Annotated in this window: 21 protein-coding genes; 11 read left to right on the plus strand and 10 right to left on the minus strand. The window is 70.2% G+C overall.

Going from position 1 to position 21,218, the window contains the following annotated elements; all coding sequences use genetic code 11:
• Positions 1-118: 118 nt before the first annotated feature.
• Positions 119-1,066: a DMT family transporter gene (locus JHN63_RS40995; protein ID WP_200690207.1), complete on the minus strand. Its 948-nt coding sequence runs from the start codon at positions 1,064-1,066 to the stop codon at positions 119-121.
• A 181-nt stretch (positions 1,067-1,247) separates the two neighbouring features.
• Here JHN63_RS40995 and JHN63_RS41000 point away from each other — a divergent pair, with 181 nt between their 5' ends.
• Positions 1,248-2,180, plus strand: a complete 933-nt coding sequence (locus JHN63_RS41000; RefSeq protein WP_200690208.1) for an acetamidase/formamidase family protein — start codon at positions 1,248-1,250, stop codon at positions 2,178-2,180.
• A gap of 106 nt (positions 2,181-2,286) precedes the next feature.
• Here JHN63_RS41000 and JHN63_RS41005 read toward each other — a convergent pair whose 3' ends face one another.
• Positions 2,287-2,928: a TetR/AcrR family transcriptional regulator gene (locus JHN63_RS41005; protein WP_200690209.1), complete on the minus strand. Its 642-nt coding sequence runs from the start codon at positions 2,926-2,928 to the stop codon at positions 2,287-2,289.
• Between the two features lie 87 nt (positions 2,929-3,015).
• On the opposite strand from JHN63_RS41005, the gene JHN63_RS41010 reads away from it, so the two are divergent.
• The 3 genes from JHN63_RS41010 to JHN63_RS41020 all read left to right on the plus strand — a co-directional run bounded on the left by JHN63_RS41010 (position 3,016) and on the right by JHN63_RS41020 (position 5,238).
• Positions 3,016-4,167, plus strand: coding sequence for an acyl-CoA dehydrogenase family protein (locus tag JHN63_RS41010; protein ID WP_200690210.1), 1,152 nt, complete (start codon positions 3,016-3,018; stop codon positions 4,165-4,167).
• Positions 4,168-4,274: 107 nt separating this feature from the next.
• The gene (locus JHN63_RS41015) at positions 4,275-4,520 is read left to right on the plus strand and encodes a YiaA/YiaB family inner membrane protein (protein WP_200690211.1); all 246 of its coding nucleotides are present in this window, start codon (positions 4,275-4,277) and stop codon (positions 4,518-4,520) included.
• A gap of 94 nt (positions 4,521-4,614) precedes the next feature.
• Positions 4,615-5,238, plus strand: a complete 624-nt coding sequence (locus JHN63_RS41020; RefSeq protein WP_200690212.1) for a TetR/AcrR family transcriptional regulator — start codon at positions 4,615-4,617, stop codon at positions 5,236-5,238.
• A gap of 25 nt (positions 5,239-5,263) precedes the next feature.
• Here the strand turns inward: JHN63_RS41020 and JHN63_RS41025 are convergent, their stop codons facing one another.
• Positions 5,264-5,725, minus strand: coding sequence for a MaoC family dehydratase (locus JHN63_RS41025; RefSeq protein ID WP_200690213.1), 462 nt, complete (start codon positions 5,723-5,725; stop codon positions 5,264-5,266).
• A 124-nt stretch (positions 5,726-5,849) separates the two neighbouring features.
• Between JHN63_RS41025 and soxR the strand changes: the two genes are divergently transcribed.
• Entirely contained in the window at positions 5,850-6,335 is a 486-nt protein-coding gene (soxR, locus tag JHN63_RS41030) for a redox-sensitive transcriptional activator SoxR (RefSeq protein ID WP_307782101.1), read from the plus strand.
• Positions 6,336-6,381: 46 nt separating this feature from the next.
• Here the strand turns inward: soxR and JHN63_RS41035 are convergent, their stop codons facing one another.
• Positions 6,382-7,467 carry an RNA ligase (ATP) gene (locus JHN63_RS41035; protein ID WP_200690215.1) on the minus strand — a complete coding sequence of 362 codons (1,086 nt, stop codon included), beginning with the start codon at positions 7,465-7,467 and terminating at the stop codon, positions 6,382-6,384.
• A gap of 148 nt (positions 7,468-7,615) precedes the next feature.
• Between JHN63_RS41035 and JHN63_RS41040 the strand changes: the two genes are divergently transcribed.
• Complete coding sequence (locus tag JHN63_RS41040) at positions 7,616-8,350, plus strand: hypothetical protein (protein WP_200690216.1); 735 nt, start codon at positions 7,616-7,618, stop codon at positions 8,348-8,350.
• Here the strand turns inward: JHN63_RS41040 and JHN63_RS41045 are convergent.
• Positions 8,296-9,024: a 3-keto-5-aminohexanoate cleavage protein gene (locus JHN63_RS41045; RefSeq protein ID WP_200690217.1), complete on the minus strand. Its 729-nt coding sequence runs from the start codon at positions 9,022-9,024 to the stop codon at positions 8,296-8,298. The two genes, JHN63_RS41040 and JHN63_RS41045, sit on opposite strands and share 55 nt — an antisense overlap.
• Before the next feature lie 76 nt (positions 9,025-9,100).
• Positions 9,101-10,018 (minus strand): hypothetical protein, encoded by a 918-nt coding sequence (locus JHN63_RS41050; protein ID WP_307782102.1) that lies wholly within the window; start codon positions 10,016-10,018, stop codon positions 9,101-9,103.
• A gap of 259 nt (positions 10,019-10,277) precedes the next feature.
• Between JHN63_RS41050 and JHN63_RS41055 the strand changes: the two genes are divergently transcribed.
• Entirely contained in the window at positions 10,278-11,069 is a 792-nt protein-coding gene (locus JHN63_RS41055; protein WP_200690218.1) for a G1 family glutamic endopeptidase, read from the plus strand.
• A 144-nt stretch (positions 11,070-11,213) separates the two neighbouring features.
• On the opposite strand, the gene JHN63_RS41060 is transcribed toward JHN63_RS41055, so the two are convergent.
• The gene (locus JHN63_RS41060) at positions 11,214-11,816 is read right to left on the minus strand and encodes a hypothetical protein (protein ID WP_200690219.1); all 603 of its coding nucleotides are present in this window, start codon (positions 11,814-11,816) and stop codon (positions 11,214-11,216) included.
• Between the two features lie 221 nt (positions 11,817-12,037).
• On the opposite strand from JHN63_RS41060, the gene JHN63_RS41065 reads away from it, so the two are divergent.
• Complete coding sequence (locus JHN63_RS41065; protein ID WP_200690220.1) at positions 12,038-14,821, plus strand: penicillin acylase family protein; 2,784 nt, start codon at positions 12,038-12,040, stop codon at positions 14,819-14,821.
• On the opposite strand, the gene JHN63_RS41070 is transcribed toward JHN63_RS41065, so the two are convergent.
• Together JHN63_RS41070 and JHN63_RS41075 are read right to left on the minus strand one after the other, a co-directional pair.
• Positions 14,810-16,171 (minus strand): serine-threonine protein kinase, encoded by a 1,362-nt coding sequence (locus tag JHN63_RS41070; protein WP_200690221.1) that lies wholly within the window; start codon positions 16,169-16,171, stop codon positions 14,810-14,812. The two genes, JHN63_RS41065 and JHN63_RS41070, sit on opposite strands and share 12 nt — an antisense overlap.
• Positions 16,172-16,252: 81 nt before the next feature.
• The gene (locus tag JHN63_RS41075) at positions 16,253-17,473 is read right to left on the minus strand and encodes an exo-beta-N-acetylmuramidase NamZ domain-containing protein (protein ID WP_200690222.1); all 1,221 of its coding nucleotides are present in this window, start codon (positions 17,471-17,473) and stop codon (positions 16,253-16,255) included.
• A gap of 182 nt (positions 17,474-17,655) precedes the next feature.
• On the opposite strand from JHN63_RS41075, the gene JHN63_RS41080 reads away from it, so the two are divergent.
• The 3 genes from JHN63_RS41080 to JHN63_RS41090 are packed head-to-tail and all read left to right on the plus strand — an operon-like array spanning position 17,656 to position 20,719.
• Entirely contained in the window at positions 17,656-18,420 is a 765-nt protein-coding gene (locus JHN63_RS41080; RefSeq protein WP_200690223.1) for an SDR family oxidoreductase, read from the plus strand.
• Positions 18,417-20,099 carry a class I adenylate-forming enzyme family protein gene (locus JHN63_RS41085; protein ID WP_200690224.1) on the plus strand — a complete coding sequence of 561 codons (1,683 nt, stop codon included), beginning with the start codon at positions 18,417-18,419 and terminating at the stop codon, positions 20,097-20,099. Before JHN63_RS41080 ends, JHN63_RS41085 begins: the two co-directional genes overlap by 4 nt.
• A gap of 26 nt (positions 20,100-20,125) precedes the next feature.
• Positions 20,126-20,719 carry a TetR/AcrR family transcriptional regulator gene (locus JHN63_RS41090; RefSeq protein WP_200690225.1) on the plus strand — a complete coding sequence of 198 codons (594 nt, stop codon included), beginning with the start codon at positions 20,126-20,128 and terminating at the stop codon, positions 20,717-20,719.
• Positions 20,720-20,750: 31 nt separating this feature from the next.
• Here the strand turns inward: JHN63_RS41090 and JHN63_RS41095 are convergent.
• Positions 20,751-21,218, minus strand: a 468-nt coding sequence (locus JHN63_RS41095) for a response regulator transcription factor (RefSeq protein WP_200690226.1), incomplete at its 5' end; no start/stop codon positions are given.

Raw genomic sequence — 21,218 nt, forward strand, 5'->3', positions numbered from 1 at the left:
TCAGGCTGAATGGCCTTGCTCATGGCGCCGGTTCGGCCTGAACTCCCCGGCCCATGGCACCGGCTCCGCCTGAACTCCCTGGCGGTCCATGGCACCCGTTCGGCCTGAACTCCCTTGTTCACGGCACCTGTTCGGGCTGTGGCTCCTCCGTCGCCGCAGCCCGCTCCGCCCTTGCCTTGGCCTTCGCGCCCGGCCGGGACCGCGACACCGCCACGCCCGCCAGACACAGCACCCCGCCCGCCAGCGTGAGCAACCCCGGCACCTCGCCGAGCACCAGCCACGACATCAGGACGACCAGCGCGGGCACCGCGTACGTCGTCGCGCCCATCTTGCTGGCGGTGGTCCGGGCCAGGGCGTACGCCCAGGTCGTGAAGGCGAGCGCGGTCGGGAAGATGCCCAGATAGACCATGTTGAGCGTGGCGGAGACGGGCGCGTCGGCCGCCTCGTGGACGAGCTGCCCGGTGAACGGCAGACACAGCACCGCCCCGACGAGACACCCGAACGTCGTCACCTGGAGCGCGCTCGCCCGGCCGAGGGCCGGTTTCTGGGCGACGACCCCACCCGCGTAGGCGACCGCCGCGAGCAGACACAGCACCACGCCGAGCACGGACGACCCGCCCTCGCCCGACATCGACAACCCCACCGTCACTGCACCGGCGAACGACACCGCCATCCCCGCGAGCAGCCGCGGCGGCATCGCGTCACCGAGCAGTCGTGAGCCGAGCAGCGCGATGAGGATCGGCCCGATGTTCACGACGAGGGCGGCGGTACCGGCGTCGACCTGCTGCTCGCCCCAGTTCAGGACGACCATGTAGAAGCCGAACCACAGCGCGCCCGAGATCGCGATCCCCCGCCACGCGGACCGCGGCGGCACCCCTTCTCGCCGTACGAGAGAGAGCGCGCCCAGTGCCAGGGCCCCGCTCGCCAGCCGCCCCAGCGCCAGCGCGCCCGGCGAGTAGGCACTGCCCGCACTCCGGATGGACACGAACGCGGAGGCCCACAGCACGACGGTGACGACAGCGGCCGCGGCGGCGGCCTGTTCGGTACGGCGGAGGGGTTTCGTCATGTGCCGAGGTTAGGCGGCGACGGGGCGATACCGCTGGCGGAAATCAGACGTCAGGGTCAGGGTGCGGGTCCGAGGAGGGGCTTAGTGCCCATGGGGTGATATTTCTTGCCTGTGAGGCTTGTCGTCGATGTGGTCGGAGGGGCAGAGTCCGGCACACGTACCGACAGGTGAGGACGGTCCGATGAGCCACCACTCCGTACCGAAGCGCGTGCATCGCCTGTGGTCGACCGAGCACGAGCCCGTGCTGGAGGTCGAGGAAGGCGACACCGTGTCGTTCGACCTCACCGAGGCGACGGACGGGCAGTTCGACCCGGGGTCGACCGTCGACGCGGTCGCGGGTTTCGACTGGGACCGGGTCTATCCGCTGGCTGGGCCCATCGTGGTCAGGGACGCCGAGCCGGGCGACGTACTGGAGGTCGAGTTCCTCGAACTGCGGTCGGTGGACTGGGGCTGGACGGCCGTACTCCCCGGACTCGGCCTGCTCACCGAGGACTTCCCCGACGCGCATCTGCACCTGTGGGACCTGAGCGGCGGCGACACGGCCAACTTCCTGGACGTGGCCGACATCCCGATCCGCCCCTTCTGTGGGGTGGTTGGGGTCTGCCCGGACACGGCCGAGCCCCAAAGTGTGCTCCCGCCGGGCCACTTCGGCGGCAACGTCGACTGCAAGGACCTGGTCGTCGGCACCAGGCTCCACCTCCCGGTCCAGGTCCCCGGCGCCCGCCTCGGCCTCGGCCATCCCCACGCGGCCCAGGGCGACGGCGAGTTGTGCGTCAGCGCGATCGAGGCGTCCCTGTCGGGCACGGCCCGCATCCGCCTGCACAAGGGCCGCCGCATCCCGGCCCCCCAGTTCGAAACGACCGGCCCCCTCCGCACCGACGCCGACCGCGCCGGCCACTACGCCACGATGGGCGTAGCCCCCGACCTCGTGCGCGCCGCCCAGGACGCGACCCGCGCCATGATCGACCACCTCGGCACCCGCTACGGCCTCGCCCCGATCGACGCGTACGTCCTGTGCAGCGTGGCCGTGGACCTGAGGATCACGGAGGTCGTGGACGCTTCAAACTGGGTGGTTTCGGCGTACCTACCGGAGGCGATCCTGCACACCTCTTGACTCACGGCAGGCGCAATTCCCCAGGGGCGCGGGGCTGTATCGATGTGCGGCTCCGCCGCGTGGGCGCACCCGGCTGCGACGCACCCACACCCGCAATCAACGGAACCTACCCGGCACGCCGCATCTCCGAGAACTGCCCCGCCAACCCCTCCAACAACGCAGCCAACCCCACCTCAAAAGCCCGCTCATCCACCTTCTCCTGCTGCTCGGCAAGAAGATGCGCCTGCCCGAGATGCGGATAGTCGGCAGGGTCGTACGCACTCTCGTCGTCCACAAACCCCCCGGCGAACGACCCCAACGCCGACCCCATGATGAAGTACCGCATCAACGCCCCGATCGACGTGGCCTGCGCAGGCGGCCACCCCGCACCGACCATCGCCCCATAGACCGCGTCCGCGAGCCGCAACCCCGCCGGCCGCCGCCCGGGCCCCGTCGCCAGCACCGGCACGATGTTCGGATGGTCGCGCAGCGCGGACCGATAGGACACGGCCCAGTCGTGCAGCGCGGTACGCCAGTCCCGTCCGTCCTCGAACATCGACAGATCGACCTGCGCGCTCACCGAGTCCGCGACCGCCTCCAGGATCTGGTCCTTCGTGCGGAAGTGGTTGTAGAGCGAGGGCCCGCTCACCCCCAGCTCGGCGGCGAGCCGACGCGTGGAGACGGCCGCCAAGCCCTCCGCGTCCACCAGCACACGGGCCGTCTCGACGATCCGGTCGGTGCTGAGGAGGGGCTTGCGCGGTCGGGCCATGGCGCACATAGTAGGGCTGCGAGAGTGAAACTAGCAGTGCTAATTTAAATGTGCGCCAATCGGCATACGGCTTTGGGGTGACGCGCGATGGACCTGGGACTGAGCGAGGAGCAGGAGGCCGTACGGCGGCTCGCCAAGGACTTCGTGGACCGCGAGATCTCCCCGCACGTCATCGCCTGGGACCGCGCGGAGGAGGTCGACCGCTCGATCGTCAAGAAGCTCGGCGGCGTCGGCTTCCTGGGACTGACCATCGACGAGGAGTACGGCGGCTCGGGCGGCGACCATCTCGCGTACTGCCTGGTCACCGAGGAACTCGGCCGCGGGGACTCCTCCGTGCGCGGCATCGTCTCCGTGTCGCTGGGGCTGGTCGCGAAGTCGATCGCGGCCTGGGGGAGCGAGGAGCAGAAGCGGCGCTGGCTGCCGGGGCTCACCTCCGGCGAGTACGTCGGCTGCTTCGGCCTCACCGAACCCGGCACCGGTTCCGACGCGGGCAACCTCACCACCCGGGCGGTCCGCGACGGCGACGACTACGTCATCAACGGCACCAAGATGTTCATCACGAACGGCAGTTGGGCCGATGTCGTGCTGCTCTTCGCGCGCTCGACGGACGCCCCCGGCCACAAGGGCGTCTCGGCCTTCCTCGTCCCGACCGACACCCCGGGCCTGACCCGCCGCACCATCCACGGCAAGCTCGGCCTGCGCGGCCAGGCCACCGCCGAACTGGTCCTGGAGGACGTACGGGTCCCGGCGTCGGCGATGCTCGCCCCCGAGGGCAAGGGCTTCTCCGTCGCCATGTCGGCACTCGCCAAGGGACGGATGTCGGTCGCGGCGGGCTGCGTCGGCATCGCCCAGGCCGCGCTGGACGTGGCGGTCCGATACGCCGGTGAGCGCGAGCAGTTCGGCAAACCCATCGCCCACCACCAGCTCGTCCAGGAACTCATCAGCGACATCGCCGTCGACGTGGACGCGGCCCGACTGCTGACCTGGCGCGTGGCCGACCTCGTCGACCGCGGGCTCCCCTTCGCCACCGAGTCCTCCAAGGCCAAGCTCTTCGCCTCGGAGGCGGCCGTCCGCGCCGCCAACAACGCGCTCCAGGTCTTCGGCGGCTACGGCTACATCGACGAGTACCCGGCCGGCAAACTGCTGCGCGACGCCCGCGTGATGACCCTCTACGAGGGCACCAGCCAGATCCAGAAACTGCTCATCGGGCGTGCGCTGACCGGGATTTCGGCGTTCTGAGGCCGGTCCTCTCCAAGACCGCCGCACCACGTGGGGCGCGGTCTGAGTACGCGAGCTGAGTATGCCGACGGATGTGGTGGCGGCCGTAGAAGCGGACGCTTGTCCCCATGAGTGAAGCATCGGGCAAACCGCAGAACACGGCCGCCTTCTACGGCCAGGCCGTCGCCTCCTTCGCCGTCGCCATCGCGGCGACCGCCATCGGCATCTTCAAGCTCCAGGCCGACGCCTGGGTGCGGGCCTTCCTCGCGATCGCCGTCCTGTATCTCGTCACCTCCTCCTTCACCCTCGCCAAAGTGATCCGGGACCGGCAGGATGCGGCGCGCACCCCCTACAACCCGTTCGAAAAGCTCTGAGCGGGGAGACTAAGCGCTCGCTCAGGTTCGGCGGTATGGTGGTCCCCTTGTCATCGAGCGTCATCAAGGGTCATCGAAGAGGGGTTCACGAGCGATGAGTACGGCGGAGGAGACCACCGCGGGCGACCCGCAGGCCTGGGCGGAGGTCACGCCCGACGCGGCCCGGCGACTGCTGATCGCCGCCGTGGAGGCCTTCGCCGAGCGCGGCTACCACGCGACGACCACCCGCGACATCGCGGGCCGCGCCGGGATGAGCCCGGCCGCCCTCTACATCCACTACAAGACCAAGGAAGAGCTGCTCCATCGCATCAGCAGGATCGGCCACGAGAAGGCCCTGGAGATCCTGCGTACGGCGGCGGGGCGCGAGGGCAGCGCCGCCGAGCGGCTCGCCGACGCCGTGAGCTCCTTCGTGCGCTGGCACGCGGGCGGTCGTACCACCGCGCGGGTCGTGCAGTACGAACTCGACTCGCTCGGTGCGGACGCCCGCGCCGAGATCCTCGCGCTGCGCCGGCAGGTCGACGCCGAGGTGCGCGGGATCGTCGAGGACGGGGTGGCGGACGGCTCCTTCGACGTGCCGGACGTGAAGGGCACGACCCTCGCGATCCTGTCGCTGTGCATCGACGTGGCGCGCTGGTTCAGCCTCGACGGCCCCCGGACGCCCGACGAGGTCGGCGCGCTCTACGCCGACCTCGTGCTGCGGATGGTGGGGGTCAAGTAGCCGCGGCTGTCAGGGCGTTGGCCGCTCAGAGGTAGTAGCGCGACACCGACTCGGCCACGCACACCGGCTTGTCGCCGCCCTCGCGCTCCACGGAGAACGCGACGGTCACCTGGACGCCGCCGGGCACGTCGTCGACACCGGTGATCTTCGCGGTGGCGCGGAGCCGGGAGTCGACCGGGACCGGGGCGGGGAAACGGACCTTGTTCGTCCCGTAGTTGACGCCCATCTTCACGCCCTCGACCTTGATCAGCTGCGGTCCGAAGAGGGGGAGCAGCGACAGGGTGAGGTAGCCGTGCGCGATCGTCGTCCTGAAGGGTCCCGCCGCCGCCTTCTCCGGGTCCACGTGGATCCACTGGTGGTCGCCCGTGGCGTCCGCGAACAGATCGATCCGCTTCTGGTCCACCTCCACCCAGTCGCTGTACCCCAGCTGCTCGCCGACCGCCGCCCGCAGGTCGTCGACGGAGGTGAAGATCCTCGGCTCTGCCATGTCCCGGCCTCTCACGTCATCCAGCTCATGTGTGTCGCCATTCCTAAGCAACTGCTTAGCATGGTCGCATGCCGGGCCGCTGTCAACGGAACACCGGTGCCGGTGGATGGGTAGGGTTCGAGGGGTGCCCCAGATTCCGGAGAAGATCCACGAGCTGACCGTCGGCCAACTCGCCGCCCGCAGCGGTGCCGCCGTCTCCGCCCTGCACTTCTACGAGGCCAAGGGTCTGATCAGCAGCCGCCGCACCACGGGCAACCAGCGTCGCTACACCCGTGACACCCTGCGCCGGGTCGCCTTCGTGCGGGCCGCCCAGCGCGTCGGCATCCCGCTGGCCACCATCCGCGAGGCGCTCGCCGAACTCCCCGAGGAGCGCACCCCGACCCGCGAGGACTGGGCCCGCCTCTCCGAGGCCTGGCGCTCCGAACTCGACGAGCGCATCAAGCAGCTCAACCGCCTCCGCGACCACCTCACCGACTGCATCGGCTGCGGCTGCCTCTCCCTGGCGACCTGTGTCCTGTCGAACCCGGACGACGTGGTCGGCGAACGGGGAGCGGGTTCCCGCCTCATGGTCGAACGGGGCGGAAACCGAAGGGGGGAGGGGCGGGTCTAGGCGGCCTGTCCGGCGGCAGGCGTGCCCCTGCCGCCGGACAGCCTGCTCACTCGTACTCGGTACCGCCCTTCCGCGTCAGATACGCCGCGCTCACCGCCTTGGCGATCGCCCGGCCACCCGTCACCGGGCTGTACCGCTCCACGGCCGGCCGGATCACGACCCCCTCGCGCAGATGCAGCCCCCGCCCGGACACCGTCTCCCGCCCGCTCGCGACCTCCAGCACCCGCTCGATGTCGTACGGCCCCTCGTACAGCCGGGGCACCAACGGCAGCTCCCCGTCGAGGAGTTCGCCCGCGTCCAGCCAGCGCACCTCTCCGTCGATCTCCGCGGAGACGTCGAACACGGCGTACCCGAGCGTGTCGCGGCGCCCGTCGGCGCCGTACGTCAGGTCCTGCACGCCCGCGCCGAAGACCTCGCCGAAGATGCCGACCCGGCGCGCGCCGAGCCGTTCGGCGAGGCGGGCGGCGGCCTCGGGGACGCCGTGGCCGTGGATCGCCCGCCAGTACAGATTGCGTGGATCCTCCGTCAGGGCAAGGGACTTGGCGCCGAAGCCCTTCGAGGAGACCTGTACGCGGCCACCCTTGCCGTCGCCCTCGGGCTCGGCGACGTAGGTCAACAGGCAGGCGGAGCCGTGCAGTTTCTCGGTCAGGACCACAGCCTCGCCCGGTTCGAAGATGCCGGGAAACCGCTGGATGTTCTCGATGTCCACCCAGGGCAGCAGATCGGGCGCGGACTCGACGTCACCGCTCATCGTGGGCGGGATCGGCGGCACCCACTTGACGATGCCGAGCCGCTCCGCGAAGTCGGTGCCGTCCAGGGCGGCCCGGGCCAGATCGACGTCGGCGAGGGCCTTCGGCCGGCACACGATGCCCTGCGACAGCTCACCGCGCAGGCGCACCGCTTTGACCCGGTCGGCGTTGCTCCCCGCGAGACGTCCCGTCAGCCCCAACTCCTCGATCAGCGCGGCCGGAAGCACGGACTGCTCGGGGATGTAGACGGCGGTGTCACCGGTGCGGTACGCCCCCTTGGCGACGACGGCCCGATACAGGCCGACCTGGGCCAGTTCGAGGGCGTCGGCGTTCGGGTGGTCGTGGACGGTCAGCACTTCGGCGGTGACGCGCAGCGTCGACATCTGGGCTCCTCGGACTACTCAGTTGGGTTTCATCGCCCTCAACTGTCCTGATCCGAAAGGGGTGGAGCGAAGGGATTTGTGGCTGCTAGCGTCGGTCTCTTCGGCCGGCGGCGACGCCGTGCACGGAGTACCGACGGGACCAACTCCCATGGCCTCAGCCGCACTTGCCGCCGCCCTCGCGGACATCGACACGGTCTTCGACGGATTCGCCAGCCCGCACGAGACCGGCTGCGGATACTGCCACGCACCCGAGGAGACCGCGTTCCTGCGCACGCCGTACACCCGCGTGCCCCTGGACGTGGTGCGGTACTACCTCTTCGAGGTGCCCGACCACTTCGACGACCACCCGGCCGTGATGCGACGCCTGCTGCCGCAGGCCGCCCGGGCGATGGCCGAGGGCACCCTGGGCTCGATCGGCTACGGCGACCATGGACTCAGCCGGGTGGACTGGCGCTCCTGGCCGGCCGAGCAGGCCGCCGCGATCGAGGCCTTCCTGCACGCCTGGTGGCAGCACACCCTCACCCTGCCCGAGCCGCCCTACGACATCGACGACACCTTCGAGACCTGCGTCACGATCGCCGGAGCCGTGCTGCCGTTCCTCGACGGGTGGACACCGGGCCCGGTCGCGGACGCGCACCTCGCGCACTGCACCGAGAGCTGGCTCTACGACCTGCTGTCCGACTTCTCCCCGTTCCCGTGGTGGTACGACGACGGCGAGGACTCCGGCGTGGCGGATCTGCGCACCTGGCTGGCCGGCCCCGGTGCCGCCCGCCTCCGCGCGCAGGGCGAGTCCGACCTCGCCGTACAGGCCGAACTCCTCGCGCTGCCCTACGACGAGCGCTGGGCCCACCCGTACTGGACCAAGGCCTCGGCGACCAACTGAGCGTTGGACAGGGCCCGTTCACCGTCCGGCAGGAACAGCGTGTCCTCCAGGCCTGTTCGGGTCGCCAGCCCCAGTCGTCCCGCAAGGCGGAGCACCGGCCAGGCGCCGCCGTCCTCTCCGTGCAGCAACACCGGGCGACCGTGGCCGGTGTCGAGGTCGGAGAGAAGCGCACGCGCGGACGCCTCAGCCGTGTCCGGGTCCGGGTCGGTCACCTCCGCGAGGACCCGCAGCACCTTCGAGCGGAGCGGGGAGACGGCGAACCGGGCAGCGCCGTCCGTCCCCGACCAGATGCCCGCCTCCACGCCGACGCCCCGGTCCAGCAGTGCCGCCGCTACCTGCTCGGCGCCCGGCTCGTGCCAGTTGACCGAGGCGTGGTCGGGCAGCACCGTCCAGCCGCGCACCCGCTCCAGCCGGGCGGCGGGGTCCGGCTCGGCCCAGGCGCCGGTGGTCACGCCGACCGGCACGGTCACCCGCGCCCGTATCGCGTCCAGCGTCACCGCGAGGACGCGCGGCGACAACGTGTCGTCCCCACAAGGGGACTTGGGGTGGAGGTGGACATCCGTGGCCCCCGCCGCGACAGCCTCCACCGCGGCATCGGCCAACGCCCCGGGCGAGACCGGCACCATCCAGCCGTCGGCGGCCCCACGGGCCCCGTTGAGACAGACCTGCACCATGCCTCGATGGTGCCACCCGCCACTGACAACGCCTGCCCGTCCACTGGCGATGCCCGGTGCTCGGCCGTCCGCCCCCTCACGCCCACACCCACCGGATCCCGACCCGGCAGGGCCCCACCCCCAACGCCACCGTGTGCACCGACCCCGACGCGTCCACCCGCAGCCGTTGCTCCCTGGGCCGCGCGGCACCGGCGTGGGCGTCGAGGCCGTTCGTGCGGAACGAGTAACACGCGCGCGGCAGCGCCCCTTTCGCGAAGCGGACCTCAAGGAGGTGTTCGCGCATCGGCACGTGAATCGCCGTCTCGGCGCGCAGGGAGTACGGGCGCGGATCCCGATGCTCCACCGTGTAGTCGACGATCACGGTCTCGCCGCGTGCGAGCGGGCGGTCGAAGAGCAGCTCTGCGGCCACCAGCCCCTCGGCGGGCAGTTCGAGGAGGGTGCCCAGCCGGGCCGGGGCCGCCAGCCGGAACCGCGGCAACGGACCGGGGGTGTCCAGGCGGTACAGGGCGATCCAGCGGTCCGCGCCGTCCGCCTCGGCGCGCAGCAGTCGGCGGCTGGTCATCGAGCGGACGCTGCGGTCGGCGGCCACGTCGACCCGGTTGTGACAGCTGAGCCTGGTCAGGCTGTCGTCCCAGCGGGTGTCGAGCGCGGCGAGGACGGAGGTGAGGTCGTGGTGGTCCGACCAGGCCCGGGCCAGATCCGGGTGGTGGCCGTCCGGTGGCAGCCAGCGGCCCCTCGGCCGGGGCGGGCCGAGCAGTCCGGCGAGCGCGCCGGGCGGCAGCCGTAGGACGTCCTCCAGTACGGCGAGTGCCGCCAACGACCGTTGCCGTTCCGGCTGGTAGCGCCCGGACTGCCAGGAGCTGAGCGTCGCCGACGCCACCGGGGTGCCGCGGCGCAGCAGCCGGTCCTGGATCCGGTCCAGGCTCAGGCCGCTGGCCGCGATGGCCGCGCGCAAGGCCTCGTGGAACGGCATCGTCTCGGATCCGGACGTCACGTACCCCGGTCTGGAAGTCACGTACTCCAGCTCAGGTCAGGGCCGCCGTGGGGCGGAAGGGCGTTGCCCTGAAGTTTGGTCAGTCTTGCCCGGTGATTGATCAAATTTGAATGAACCTGTCAGATTTCTCAGTTGTTGCGCCGTCAATTCCCGCAAGACTGAAGGGGCTTGACCGTCTTGCCATGCTCATGAGGCCTCGCGGAAGCTGCTGTCCACTGCCGTCATGGCAGCCCCCCACCCCCTCGAATGACGGAGAGTCATGTCCCCGAGATCTTCCGCCGGGTTCGTTCTCGTCACTGCCGCCGCCCTCACCGCCGCTCTGGCCACCCCTTCGCTGGCCGCCTCGAACACCCCCGCCCAGCTCACCCAGTCCATAGCGAGCCACGAGAGCCACACGCTGCGCGGACTCGCCCGGCCCGGCAAGGTCAACGCCACCGTCTCGTCCACCAACTGGTCCGGCTACGCGGCCACGGGCTCGACCGGCGCGTACACGTCCGTGACCTCGGCCTGGACCCAGCCGACGGTCACCTGTGGCTCGGCCACCACGTACTCCTCCTTCTGGGTCGGCCTCGACGGCTACAGCAACTCCGCGCTGGAGCAGACCGGTACGGAGGCCGACTGCATCGGCGGCAAGGCCACCTACGGCGCGTGGTGGGAGGTGCTGCCCGCATCCGAGAGCGCGTACTCCGGTGTCACCGTCAAGGGCGGCGACAAGTTCACCGCGACCGTGACCTACACCGGCTCCACCTTCACCATGACCCTCGCCGACTCCACCGAGGGCTGGACGAAGACGACGACCCACGCGGGCTCGTCCGGCTTCAAGAACGCCTCCGCCGAGGTCATCGCCGAGGCCCCCGAGGTCGGCGGCTCGGTCGCGAGCCTGGCGAACTTCGGCACCGTGACCTTCACCGGGGCCAAGGCCAACGGCAGCAACCTGGACACCTTCTCGCCGAACGAGATCGTCATGACGAAGAGCAGCAGCTCCGCCGTACGGGCCCAGCCGGGCTCGATCTCCGGCGGCAGTTTCGCCGACGTCTGGAAGGCCAGCTGACCCCTGCGGCACACCGCTTCGGGCTGTCGACGGAACGCCGTCGGCAGCCTCGGCCGTTGCACCGGCAAGCGCAAACCGGCCGGGTCGTAAAGGGGTGCGGCATCCCCGGCGCACCCCTGGCGCCCTTCTTCGATTCGCCCCGGTTCAGGCCGACATCAGCAGCCGTCCGCGCCTGGCGTACGCCAGGGCCTCGGGCGTGAGCACCGGACGCGGGACGACGATGCCGCAGTCCGTGCAGACCGGGCCCGAGGAGGGTTCGTGGGCCAGGTCGTACTTCCACTGGAGGCGCTCCCCGGCGCACACCGGGCACACGGAACCCGGTTCGCGCTCCAGGGCGGCGATCAGCCGTCGCAGCACCTCGGCCAGTGATTCATGGGGGTGGAGACGGGGGTCGTCGCACCAGGCGACACCGAAGCCGCCCCAGGTCAGCCGGTGCCAGTCGTCCACGGTGCCCGGGCGGCGGAGCCCGTCGTGCTTCTCCTTCTTGCGGCGTTCGGCGAACCCGACCTCATACGCGAGCCAGACCTTGCGCGCTTCCTCCAGTTCGTCCAGTGCGGCCACGAGCCGCGCCGGGTCGGGGGAGCGGTCCTCGGGTCCGAACCCGGCCCGGGAGCTCAAGTGGTCCCAGGTCGCCCTGTGCCCATAAGGGGCGAACCGCTCAAGGCACTTGCGCAGCGAGTAGCGCCGCAGCGCCAGATCGCACCGGGGATCTCGCACCTGTCTCGCCAGACTCCGGAAACCGGCCATCGCCCTGCACCTCCGTCACACCTGCACCTGTACTTCGGTCACCTCGGCGTCGTCGTACGGACGTCGCCGAATAGACGTATCGACAAGCGATTTGGCTCCATCCGATTTCCGATGCCCCCCATAAGCGGCTCACGCCCATCCAAAACTTGACGCATGTTCATCTTCAATCCCGGGGATACCGGCGGTAACGTCCGGCCACACCCCCGTCGGTAGGAGCCGCCATGCCTCGGCGCACCCCACGTAACTTCCTCGACAGACTGAGAACTCCCGGCAGATTCCCCGGGTTCCTGAAGGCCGCATCCGTATGCGCCCTCATTGCCGCCCTTTTGTCTCCTCTTGCCCAGGGCACCGCGTCGGCGGCCACGGCCTCCAACGACTACTGCGGCGGCCAGTGCTCCGACATCCTCCCGGCCGGCGAGAACGGCAACGCCACCCTCGCCCAGATCCTCCTGAACCAGGCCTTCGGCACCCAGCCCAGTCACGCCGAGGACCAGCTCGGCCCCTACGCCAACCTGGCCACGGGCGCCTCCACGCTGACCGACGCGAAGATCAACACCTTCTTCAACGACGCCTCGTTCGGGGTCCCCGCCGCCAACGTCGCCTCGACCGAGAGCCCCAGCGGCCGCACCGATGTGACGATCGTCCGCGACAAGGCGACCGGTGTGCCGCACATCACAGGCACCACGCGCTACGGCACGGAGTACGGCGCCGGATACGCCGCCGCCGAGGACCGGCTGTGGCTGATGGACGTCTTCCGGCACGTCGGACGCGGACAGTTGACCACCTTCGCCGGCGGCGCGGCCTCCAACCAGGGCCTTGAGCAGGAGTTCTACCGCAACGCCCCGTACTCCGAGGCCGAGTTGCAGGCCCAGATCGACAACGCCGTCGCCAACAACGGCACCCGCGGCCAGCAGGCGCTCGCCGACGCCAACGCCTATCTGGCCGGCATCAACGCCTACATCGACGCCTCGGACAGCGGTCGTTACTTCCCCGGCGAGTACGTCCTCACCGGCCACAAGGACTCGATCACCAACGCCGGCACGATCGACCACTTCAAGATCACCGACCTGGTCGCGCTGGCCTCCGTCATCGGCACCCTGTTCGGCTCCGGCGGCGGCGGCGAGGTCAACAACGCGATCTCCCTGCTCGCCGCCCAGGAGAAGTACGGCGTGGAACAGGGCACCAAGGTCTGGGAGTCCTTCCGCGAACGCAACGACCCCGAGGCCGTGCTCACCGTCCACAACGGCGAGAGCTTCCCGTACGGCACCAAGCCCACCACCGCCCTGGGCGAGGCCCTGCCGGACGCCGGTTCGGTGACCACCCAGCCACTCGTCTACGACGCCACCGGCACCGGCGCCGACCAGAGCGCGAACGCCGCCTCCGCCGCGGCGACCGCCACCGCCCTCAGCTCCGCCAAGCGCGGGATGTCCAACGCCCTTGTGGTGAGCGGCAAATACACCGCGAGCGGCCACCCGATCGCCGTCTTCGGACCCCAAACGGGCTACTTCGCACCGCAGTTGCTCATGCTCCAGGAGATCCAGGGCCCGGGCATCAGCGCCCGCGGCGCCTCCTTCGCGGGCCTGAGCATGTACGTCGAACTCGGCCGCGGCCAGGACTACTCGTGGTCCGCCACGACCTCCGGCCAGGACATCATCGACACCTACGCCGTCGAACTCTGCCAGGACGACTACCACTACCTCTTCCACGGCGCCTGCACGGCCATGGAGGAGATCGAGCAGAAGAACACCTGGGCGCCCACCACGGCCGACGGCACCGCTGCCGGGTCGTACACCATGAAGGTGTGGAAGACGGAGTACGGACCCGTCGAGTACCGGGCGACCGTCGGCGGGAAAAAGGTCGCCTACACCACCCTGCGCTCCAGCTACATGCATGAGGCCGACTCGATCATCGGCTTCCAGATGCTCAACGACCCCGACTACGTGAAGAGTCCGGCGACCTTCCAGAGCGCCGCCCAGCACATCAACTTCACGTTCAACTGGTTCTACGCCGACTCCTCGCACACCGCGTACTACAACAGCGGCAACAACCCGGTGCGGGCCAGCGGTGTCGACCCCGAGTTCCCGGTCTGGGGCCAGGCCGCCTACGAGTGGCAGAACTGGGACCCCACCACCAACACGTCCGACTACACCCCGGCCTCCGCGCACCCCAACTCCATCGACCAGGACTACTACATCTCCTGGAACAACAAACAGGCCCTCAACTACACGACGGCCAGTTGGGGTGACGGGTCCGTCCATCGCGGCAATCTCCTCGACGACCGGGTGAAGAAACTCGTCGCGGCCGGCGGGATCACCAGATCCTCGCTGGTGAAGGCGATGTCCGACGCCTCGCTCACCGACCTGCGCGCCGAGGACGTGCTGCCCGACATGCTGAAGGTGATCAACAGCAGTACGGTCACCGACACCACCGCCGCCGCGGCCGTCACCAAGCTCCAGACCTGGCTCACCGCCGGCGGCAAACGCACCGAGACCTCGGCCGGCTCCAAGACCTACGCCAACGCCGACGCCATCCGGATCCTCGACGCCTGGTGGCCGGCGCTGGTGAAGGCCGAGTTCCAACCCGGCCTCGGTGACACCCTGTACACCGCCCTCACCAACAACCTGTACATCGACGAGACCCCCTCGGCCGCCCACGGCCCGACCGGGTCGCACGCCGGAAGCTCCTTCCAGTACGGCTGGTGGAGCTACGTCGACAAGGACCTCCGGTCGGTGCTCGGGCAGACCGTGTCCGGACCGCTGGCCCAGCAGTACTGCGGTGGCGGCAGCCTCAGCGCCTGCCGGGACATCCTCATCAGCACACTGAAGACGGCGGCCGGCGCCACCGCGGCCACGGTCTACCCCGGGGACTCGCTGTGCTCGGCGGGCGACCAGTGGTGTGCCGACTCGATCGTCCAGCGCACGCTGGGCGGCATCAAGCACTACAACATCAGTTGGCAGAACCGGCCCACCTTCCAGCAAGTGGTGGAGTTCACCTCACACCGGTGACGCCGTAGCGGTGGCGGGCCGGTCGATCCGGCCCGCCGCCAGCACCACCCGGGCGAGTTCGGGGTGCACGATGTCGCTGTGCGCCCCGGTCGGCGGACCGCCGTGGCACACCACCGAGCAGACGTCGACGTTCACACACCCCGAGTCCGGCAGCGGCGAGTCGAGCGCCTCGGCCAGCGTCAGCGACCGGGTGCCCGGCACCGCCCGCACCCCGTCGTGGCCCATCGCGCCCCACTTGTCGCCCAGCACCCGGACGATGTCGACGGCGGCGAACGAGCAGTCGTCGTCCGCCATCCGCGAGGCCAGCGGGTAGATCGTGCCGAGCGCCGAGTCGCAGTGCGAGTAGCAGCACACCAACGGCCCGTCCACGCGGTTCTGTTGACCTTGCAGCACACCCCCGGTACGCGGGTCGTCCGGCAGCCGGGCGGCGAACGCGTAGTGGGAGAAGGCCCCTTGGAGCAGCGTCACCGACTTGACCGAGTGCACTCCCTCGGGCAGACCCCGGAGCGCGAACGACACCAGACGCCCGCCGAAACTGTGCCCCACGAGATGCACCCGCACCTCCGGCGCCACCGCCGCGAGCCGCCCGACCACCGGGCCCAGACCCCGCTCGCCGACCGTGCCCGCGCGCCGTTTCATCGCGTAGTAGGCCGCCTGCCGCAGCAGCTCCCGCGCGCCCTTCCACGGGTTCGGCAGCGCGAACTCCGTGACCGGGCCTGGCGATTGCGGTGTCTCCAGGTGGGCCAGCGCCTGCGCGAACTGCTCGCAGACCTCGGCCGTGCGGCCGACGGCGAACATCCTCGGCTCGCACTGCGGCACCCCCTCCGCGAGCGTGTCCGCGCCGAACAGCGCCTGCGGCCCCGGCGCCACCACCTCCACCAGCGTCCGCACCAGCCGCCCGAACTCCTCCAACTCGGCTTCCTGTGAAGGCTGTTGGTCCAGCATCCGGGCGATCTGGTCGATCACCGGAGCCTTGCCCGGAAAGGCGTCGAGGAGTGCGTGCCGGGCGTCGTCGTCGAGCGCCGGCCGCGTCGACTCCGCCACGGCGGCCGGTGATCGGGGGAAATTCGGAATCGGCTGGTCCGGGAACTCCATGGATGGCCAGATCACGCCCACGTACCCGATCCGCGCCTTCGGCGCGAGGCGCGGGACCGGCGCGAAGAACCGGCTGTAGAGCCGGGTCGCGCCGGCGCGTTGGCTGTTCCACCCGTGCGAGAAGACGATCAGGTCACCGACCCCGCGCTGCCGCACCTCGCTCAGCAGCCGATCGCGTTCTCGCTGGTCGACGTCTCCGTCGGCGTCGAAGGTCAACTCCCAGTAAGGGCTCACACTCATCGCCGGATCCGCCATGACCGGCCTCCTCGTCCCCCGGAGCGGTTCGATGTGGGCGCATCGTCCCGCTACCGGTGAAGATTGGCCATACGTCGCGAGTCACTTGTAGAGGAGGTATTCAGTTCGAACCCGTCGGAACGCCTTCAACTCCGCCTGCCAGCCCGCCACCACCTCGTCCGTACTCGCCCCCGCGTCGATCGCCGTCCGCACCCGCGCGGACCCGGTGAGCCTGTCGATCCAGTGGTCCGAACGCCAACCGAAGCCGCTCCAGACCTTCTTGGCGGTCACGAGCAGCGCGATCCCGGTGCGGACCGGGTCGTACGCGGCCCGGTCGTGCACATGGATCTGGACCCCGCCGACGGTCTTGCCCTGGAACTTGGAGAAGGTGGGCGCGAAGTAGGCCTCCCTGAAGTGCACGCCGGGCAGGGCGAGTTGATTCACCGCGGCGGCCCAGCGTCCGTCGATGCCCTCCGCGCCGAGCAGTTCGAAGGGACGGGTCGTGCCGCGCCCCTCGGACAGGTTCGTCCCCTCGAAGAGACACGTCCCGGAGTACACGAGCGCGGTGTCCGGCGTCGGCATGTTGGGGCTCGGCGGCACCCACGGAAGCGACCAGGCGTCGTAGAACTCCGACCGCTTCCAGCCCGTCATCAGTACGGTCTCCAGGGGGACGGGCTTGGTCAGGAACTCTCCGTTGAACAGCCGCGCCAGCTCGGCGACCGTCATTCCGTGTGTCTGCGCGATCGGCTTGCGGCCGACGAAGGTCGCGAACTCCTTGTGCAGGACGGGGCCTTGGGCGCTGCGGCCGGTGACCGGGTTCGGACGGTCGAGCACGACGAAGCGCTTGCCGGCGAGTCGGGCCGCCTCCATGCAGTCGTACAGGGTCCAGATATAGGTGTAGAAGCGGGCGCCCACGTCCTGGATGTCGAAGACGACGGTGTCGACGCCGGCGGTCCTGAAGATGTCGGCGAGGGGCTGACCGCTCTTCAAGTACGTGTCGTACACGGGGAGTTCGGTGGCCGGGTCGGTGTAGTGGCCCTCGGAGCCGCCGGCCTGTGCGGTGCCTCGGAAGCCGTGTTCCGGGCCGAAGACCGCGACCAGGTTCACATGGGGGCTGGCGTGCATGACGTCGACGATGTGATGGGTGTCTCTGGTGATGCCGGTGGGGTTGGTGACGATTCCGATGCGTCGGCCGTTGAGCTGGGCGTAGTCGTGTGCGGCCAGGTTCTCGAAGCCGGTGCGCAGGTCGGGAGCCTTGGGGAGTGCGGGGGTGAGGGTTGCCGCCGGGGTCGCTGCCAGGAGGGTTCTTCTGGTGAGGGGCATGTCGGCACGGTAGGGGCTGCCGCAGGTGGTTCGTAGGATGCGACTCGGTCGTCGTTGCTCGCGTCCGTGCGGCGGAGCCGCCCACGGACGCAGCCCCGCACCCCTGAAGGACTTGCCCTTCCGGTGTTACATACCGACCGGTTAGTCTGGCTGGGCAGGGGAGCCGCAGTCGAAGGAGATTGATGGTGGAAGCCGTTCAGGGTGCCGGGGTAGTCGTCACGGGGGCCGGGGGTGGCATCGGGGCCGCGCTCGCTCGGCGGTTCGCCGCCGAAGGGGCCCGGGTCGTCGTCAACGATCTGGACGGTGAGCGGGCGAAAGCCGTCGCCGACGAGATCGGCGGGATCGCCGTGCCGGGGGACGCCTCCGCCGTCGTGGGTGCGGCCCGGGACGCTCTCGGTGGGACCGTCGACGTCTACTGCGCCAATGCCGGGGTCGGCTCCGGCGGGTCGGAAGCGGCCGGTGAGAGCGTCTGGGCACAGGCCTGGGACGTGAACGTCATGGCTCATGTGCGGGCCGCGGAGGCGTTGATTCCGGGGTGGCTGGAGCGCGGCGACGGACGGTTCGTGTCCACCGTGTCGGCCGCCGGGCTGCTCACCATGATCGGGGCCGCGCCCTACAGCGTCACCAAGCACGGCGCGTACGCCTTCGCCGAGTGGCTGTCCCTGACGTACCGGCACAAGGGGATCAAGGTCCACGCGATCTGCCCGCAAGGGGTTCGCACCGACATGCTCGCCGCCAGCGGCAGCGCGGGTGACCTGGTGCTTCAGCCCACCGCGATCGAGCCCGACGCCGTGGCCGACGCCCTGATGAAGGGGATCGAGGAGGAGCGCTTCCTGATCCTGCCGCACCCCGAGGTCGCCGGGTTCTACCAGCACAGGGCCGCCGAACCGGATCGCTGGCTGACCACCATGAACCACATCCAGCAGAAGTGGGAGGCCGGGGAATGACCGACTCCCTGTACGCCGCCAAGCCCTGGGTGGGGCTGCTGAACGAGGCCCAGCGAGGGGCGATCAGCCCTGACGACTCCTTGGTGCATGCCCTGCGGAGGGTGGTCGCCGAGACGCCCGACCGCACCTTCCTCACCTACTTCGACGGCCGGCTCAGCTATCGCGAGGTCGACGAACTGAGCGATTCCGTCGCCGGATATCTGGCCGCGCGGGGTCTTGAGCACGGTGACCGGGTCGCCGTGCTGCTGCAGAACTCGCCGCACTTCGTGATCGCCCTGCTCGGTGCCTGGAAGGCGGGCGCGATCGTCGTCCCCGTCAACCCGATGTACAAGTCGGGGGAGGTCACCCACGTCCTGCGGGACGGTGAGGTGGCCGCGCTGATCTGTTCCGACCGGGCCTGGGAGTCGTATCTGCGCGAGACGGCGGCCGCGGTCGAGGAGAGCGGGTCGCCGGTGCGGATCGTGCTCACCGGGTGCGAGCTGGATTTCCAGACTCGTGGGGACGCGCGCGTGCTCACCTTCGAACGGTTGCCGCAGGCCTCCGACGCCGAGGACCTGGTGGCCGTCGCCAAGGAGGGACACAAGGCGCCCGACGGACGTGAACTCGCCCCCTCCGACATCGCGTTGATCAGCTACACCTCGGGGACGAGCGGTGCTCCGAAGGGGGCCACCAACACCCACGGCAACATCCTGTACAACGCCGAACGCCAGCGCACCGGGCTCGGACTGCCGGACGCGCCGGTGTACTTCGCGATGGCGCCGCTGTTCCACATCACCGGGATGGTGTGCCAGTTGGGCGCGTCCCTCGTCAGCGGGGGCTCGCTGGTGCTGGTGTACCGGTTCGAGGGCGGGGTCGTGCTCGACGCGTTCGCCGAGCACCGGCCGCACTACACGGTCGGCCCGTCGACCGCCTTCATGGCGCTCGCCGCGCACCCGGCCGTCACGCCGGACCACTTCGCGTCCTTCCGGAACATCTCCTCCGGTGGCGCGCCGCTGCCGCCCGCCCTGGTGGAGAAGTTCCGGGCCGGCTTCGGGCCGTACATCCGCAACGGCTACGGCCTCACCGAGTGCACCGCGCCCTGCGCGTCCGTGCCGCCCCAGCTGGAGGCGCCCGTCGACCCCGCGTCCGGGACGCTGGCGGTGGGCGTGCCGGGGCCCGACAGCGTCGTACGGATCGTCGACGACCGGGGCGAGGAGGTGCCCTTCGGGGAGCAGGGCGAGATCGTGGTGCGCGGGCCGCAGGTCGTGCCCGGGTACTGGCGGCGCCCCGAGGCCACCGCCGAGACCTTCCCGGACGGTGAACTGCGCACCGGGGACATCGGGTTCATGGACCCGGAGGGCTGGCTGTACGTCGTCGACCGCAAGAAGGACATGATCAACGCGTCCGGCTTCAAGGTGTGGCCGCGCGAGGTCGAGGACGTGCTGTACACCCACCCGGCGGTGCGCGAGGCGGCCGTCGTCGGGGTGCCCGACGGGTACCGGGGCGAGACCGTGAAGGCGTACATCAGCCTCCGGCCGGGCGCCGAAACCGACCCCGATGAATTCGCCGTGTACTGCAAGGAGAGACTGGCCGCCTACAAATACCCGCGCCAGGTGGAGATCCTGCCCGACCTGCCCAAGACGGCAAGTGGGAAGATCCTCCGGCGGGAACTGCGTTCCCGGTCGCACGACAGCGAGTGAACAGTCAGAAAAGGCAGGTGGCGGCAGTGCCCAGGACGACCGACGGAGACGGGGCCCCTGTCCCGCAGCGGCTCCTCGCCGCCGCCACCCGGCTTTTCGCCGAGCAGGGCTACGACCGCACCTCGGTGCAGGAGATCGTCGAGGCGGCGGGCGTCACCAAGGGGGCGCTCTACCACTACTTCGGCTCCAAGGACGACCTCCTGCACGAGGTGTACGCGCGCGTGCTGCGCGTCCAGCAGGAGCGCCTCGAGGTGTTCGCGAACGCCGACGAGCCGATCGAGAAGCGGCTGCGGGCCGCGGCGGCGGACGTCGTGGTGACGACGATCGACAATCTCGACGACGCGTCGATCTTCTTCCGGTCCATGCACCATCTGAGCCCGGAGAAGAACAAGCAGGTACGGGCCGAGCGCCGGCGCTACCACGAGCGCTTCCGCGGGCTCGTCGAGGAGGGCCAGCGCGAGGGCGTCTTCTCCACGGCGACCCCGGCGGACCTCGTCGTGGACTACCACTTCGGCTCGGTCCACCACCTGTCGACCTGGTACCGCCCCGGCGGCCCCATGTCCCCCCAGCAGGTCGCCGACCACCTCGCGGACCTGCTGATGCGGGCACTGCGACCGTAGCCCTACGGCTGTTTGCCCAGGCCCGTTGGCTTTACGGCTCGGGCGTCGGCCCCAGTCCCGCCTCCCGCGCCCACGCGACCGCCTGCGTGCGGTCCGCGACGCCCAGCTTGGCCAGGACCGCCGACATGTGGTTGCTGACCGTCTTCGGGGACAGGCCCAGGCGGGCGGCCACGACCGAGTTGGGCTGCCCCGCGGCGATCAGGGCGAGGACGTCCCGTTCGCGCGGGGTGAGGGTCGGGCACGGGTCGGGGCGGTCGGGGGGCGCGCTGAGCCGGCCGAGCACGCGCCGGGCGACACCGGGACCGAAGATCGCCTCACCGGCGGCCACCGCCCGGATCGCCCGCACGATCTCGTCCTGGCCCGCGCCCTTGAGGACATAGCCCAGCGCGCCCGCCCGCATCGCGGCGAACACCGAGTCGTCCTCCTCGACCATGGTGAGCATCAGCACGGCCACCCGGGGCGCCACCCGGCCGATCTCCCGGGTCGCCTCGATGCCGTT

Origin of the sequence: Streptomyces sp. MBT65, assembly GCF_016612545.1 — a bacterium.
Classification (GTDB): domain Bacteria; phylum Actinomycetota; class Actinomycetes; order Streptomycetales; family Streptomycetaceae; genus Streptomyces.

Bases quoted from the DNA above. Each gene is read 5' to 3' on its own strand.
- JHN63_RS41070 (WP_200690221.1), bottom strand. From the start codon at position 16,171: ATGGCGGATCCGGCGATGAGTGTGAGCCCTTACTGGGAGTTGACCTTC.
- JHN63_RS41000 (WP_200690208.1), top strand. From the start codon at position 1,248: ATGAGCCACCACTCCGTACCGAAGCGCGTGCATCGCCTGTGGTCGACC.
- JHN63_RS41055 (WP_200690218.1), top strand. From the start codon at position 10,278: ATGTCCCCGAGATCTTCCGCCGGGTTCGTTCTCGTCACTGCCGCCGCC.
- JHN63_RS41015 (WP_200690211.1), top strand. From the start codon at position 4,275: ATGAGTGAAGCATCGGGCAAACCGCAGAACACGGCCGCCTTCTACGGC.
- JHN63_RS41065 (WP_200690220.1), top strand. From the start codon at position 12,038: ATGCCTCGGCGCACCCCACGTAACTTCCTCGACAGACTGAGAACTCCC.
- JHN63_RS41080 (WP_200690223.1), top strand. From the start codon at position 17,656: ATGGTGGAAGCCGTTCAGGGTGCCGGGGTAGTCGTCACGGGGGCCGGG.
- JHN63_RS41020 (WP_200690212.1), top strand. From the start codon at position 4,615: ATGAGTACGGCGGAGGAGACCACCGCGGGCGACCCGCAGGCCTGGGCG.
- JHN63_RS41060 (WP_200690219.1), bottom strand. From the start codon at position 11,816: ATGGCCGGTTTCCGGAGTCTGGCGAGACAGGTGCGAGATCCCCGGTGC.
- JHN63_RS41045 (WP_200690217.1), bottom strand. From the start codon at position 9,024: ATGGTGCAGGTCTGTCTCAACGGGGCCCGTGGGGCCGCCGACGGCTGG.
- JHN63_RS41085 (WP_200690224.1), top strand. From the start codon at position 18,417: ATGACCGACTCCCTGTACGCCGCCAAGCCCTGGGTGGGGCTGCTGAAC.
- JHN63_RS41035 (WP_200690215.1), bottom strand. From the start codon at position 7,467: ATGTCGACGCTGCGCGTCACCGCCGAAGTGCTGACCGTCCACGACCAC.
- JHN63_RS41040 (WP_200690216.1), top strand. From the start codon at position 7,616: ATGGCCTCAGCCGCACTTGCCGCCGCCCTCGCGGACATCGACACGGTC.
- JHN63_RS40995 (WP_200690207.1), bottom strand. From the start codon at position 1,066: ATGACGAAACCCCTCCGCCGTACCGAACAGGCCGCCGCCGCGGCCGCT.
- JHN63_RS41075 (WP_200690222.1), bottom strand. From the start codon at position 17,473: ATGCCCCTCACCAGAAGAACCCTCCTGGCAGCGACCCCGGCGGCAACC.
- JHN63_RS41010 (WP_200690210.1), top strand. From the start codon at position 3,016: ATGGACCTGGGACTGAGCGAGGAGCAGGAGGCCGTACGGCGGCTCGCC.
- JHN63_RS41025 (WP_200690213.1), bottom strand. From the start codon at position 5,725: ATGGCAGAGCCGAGGATCTTCACCTCCGTCGACGACCTGCGGGCGGCG.
- JHN63_RS41005 (WP_200690209.1), bottom strand. From the start codon at position 2,928: ATGGCCCGACCGCGCAAGCCCCTCCTCAGCACCGACCGGATCGTCGAG.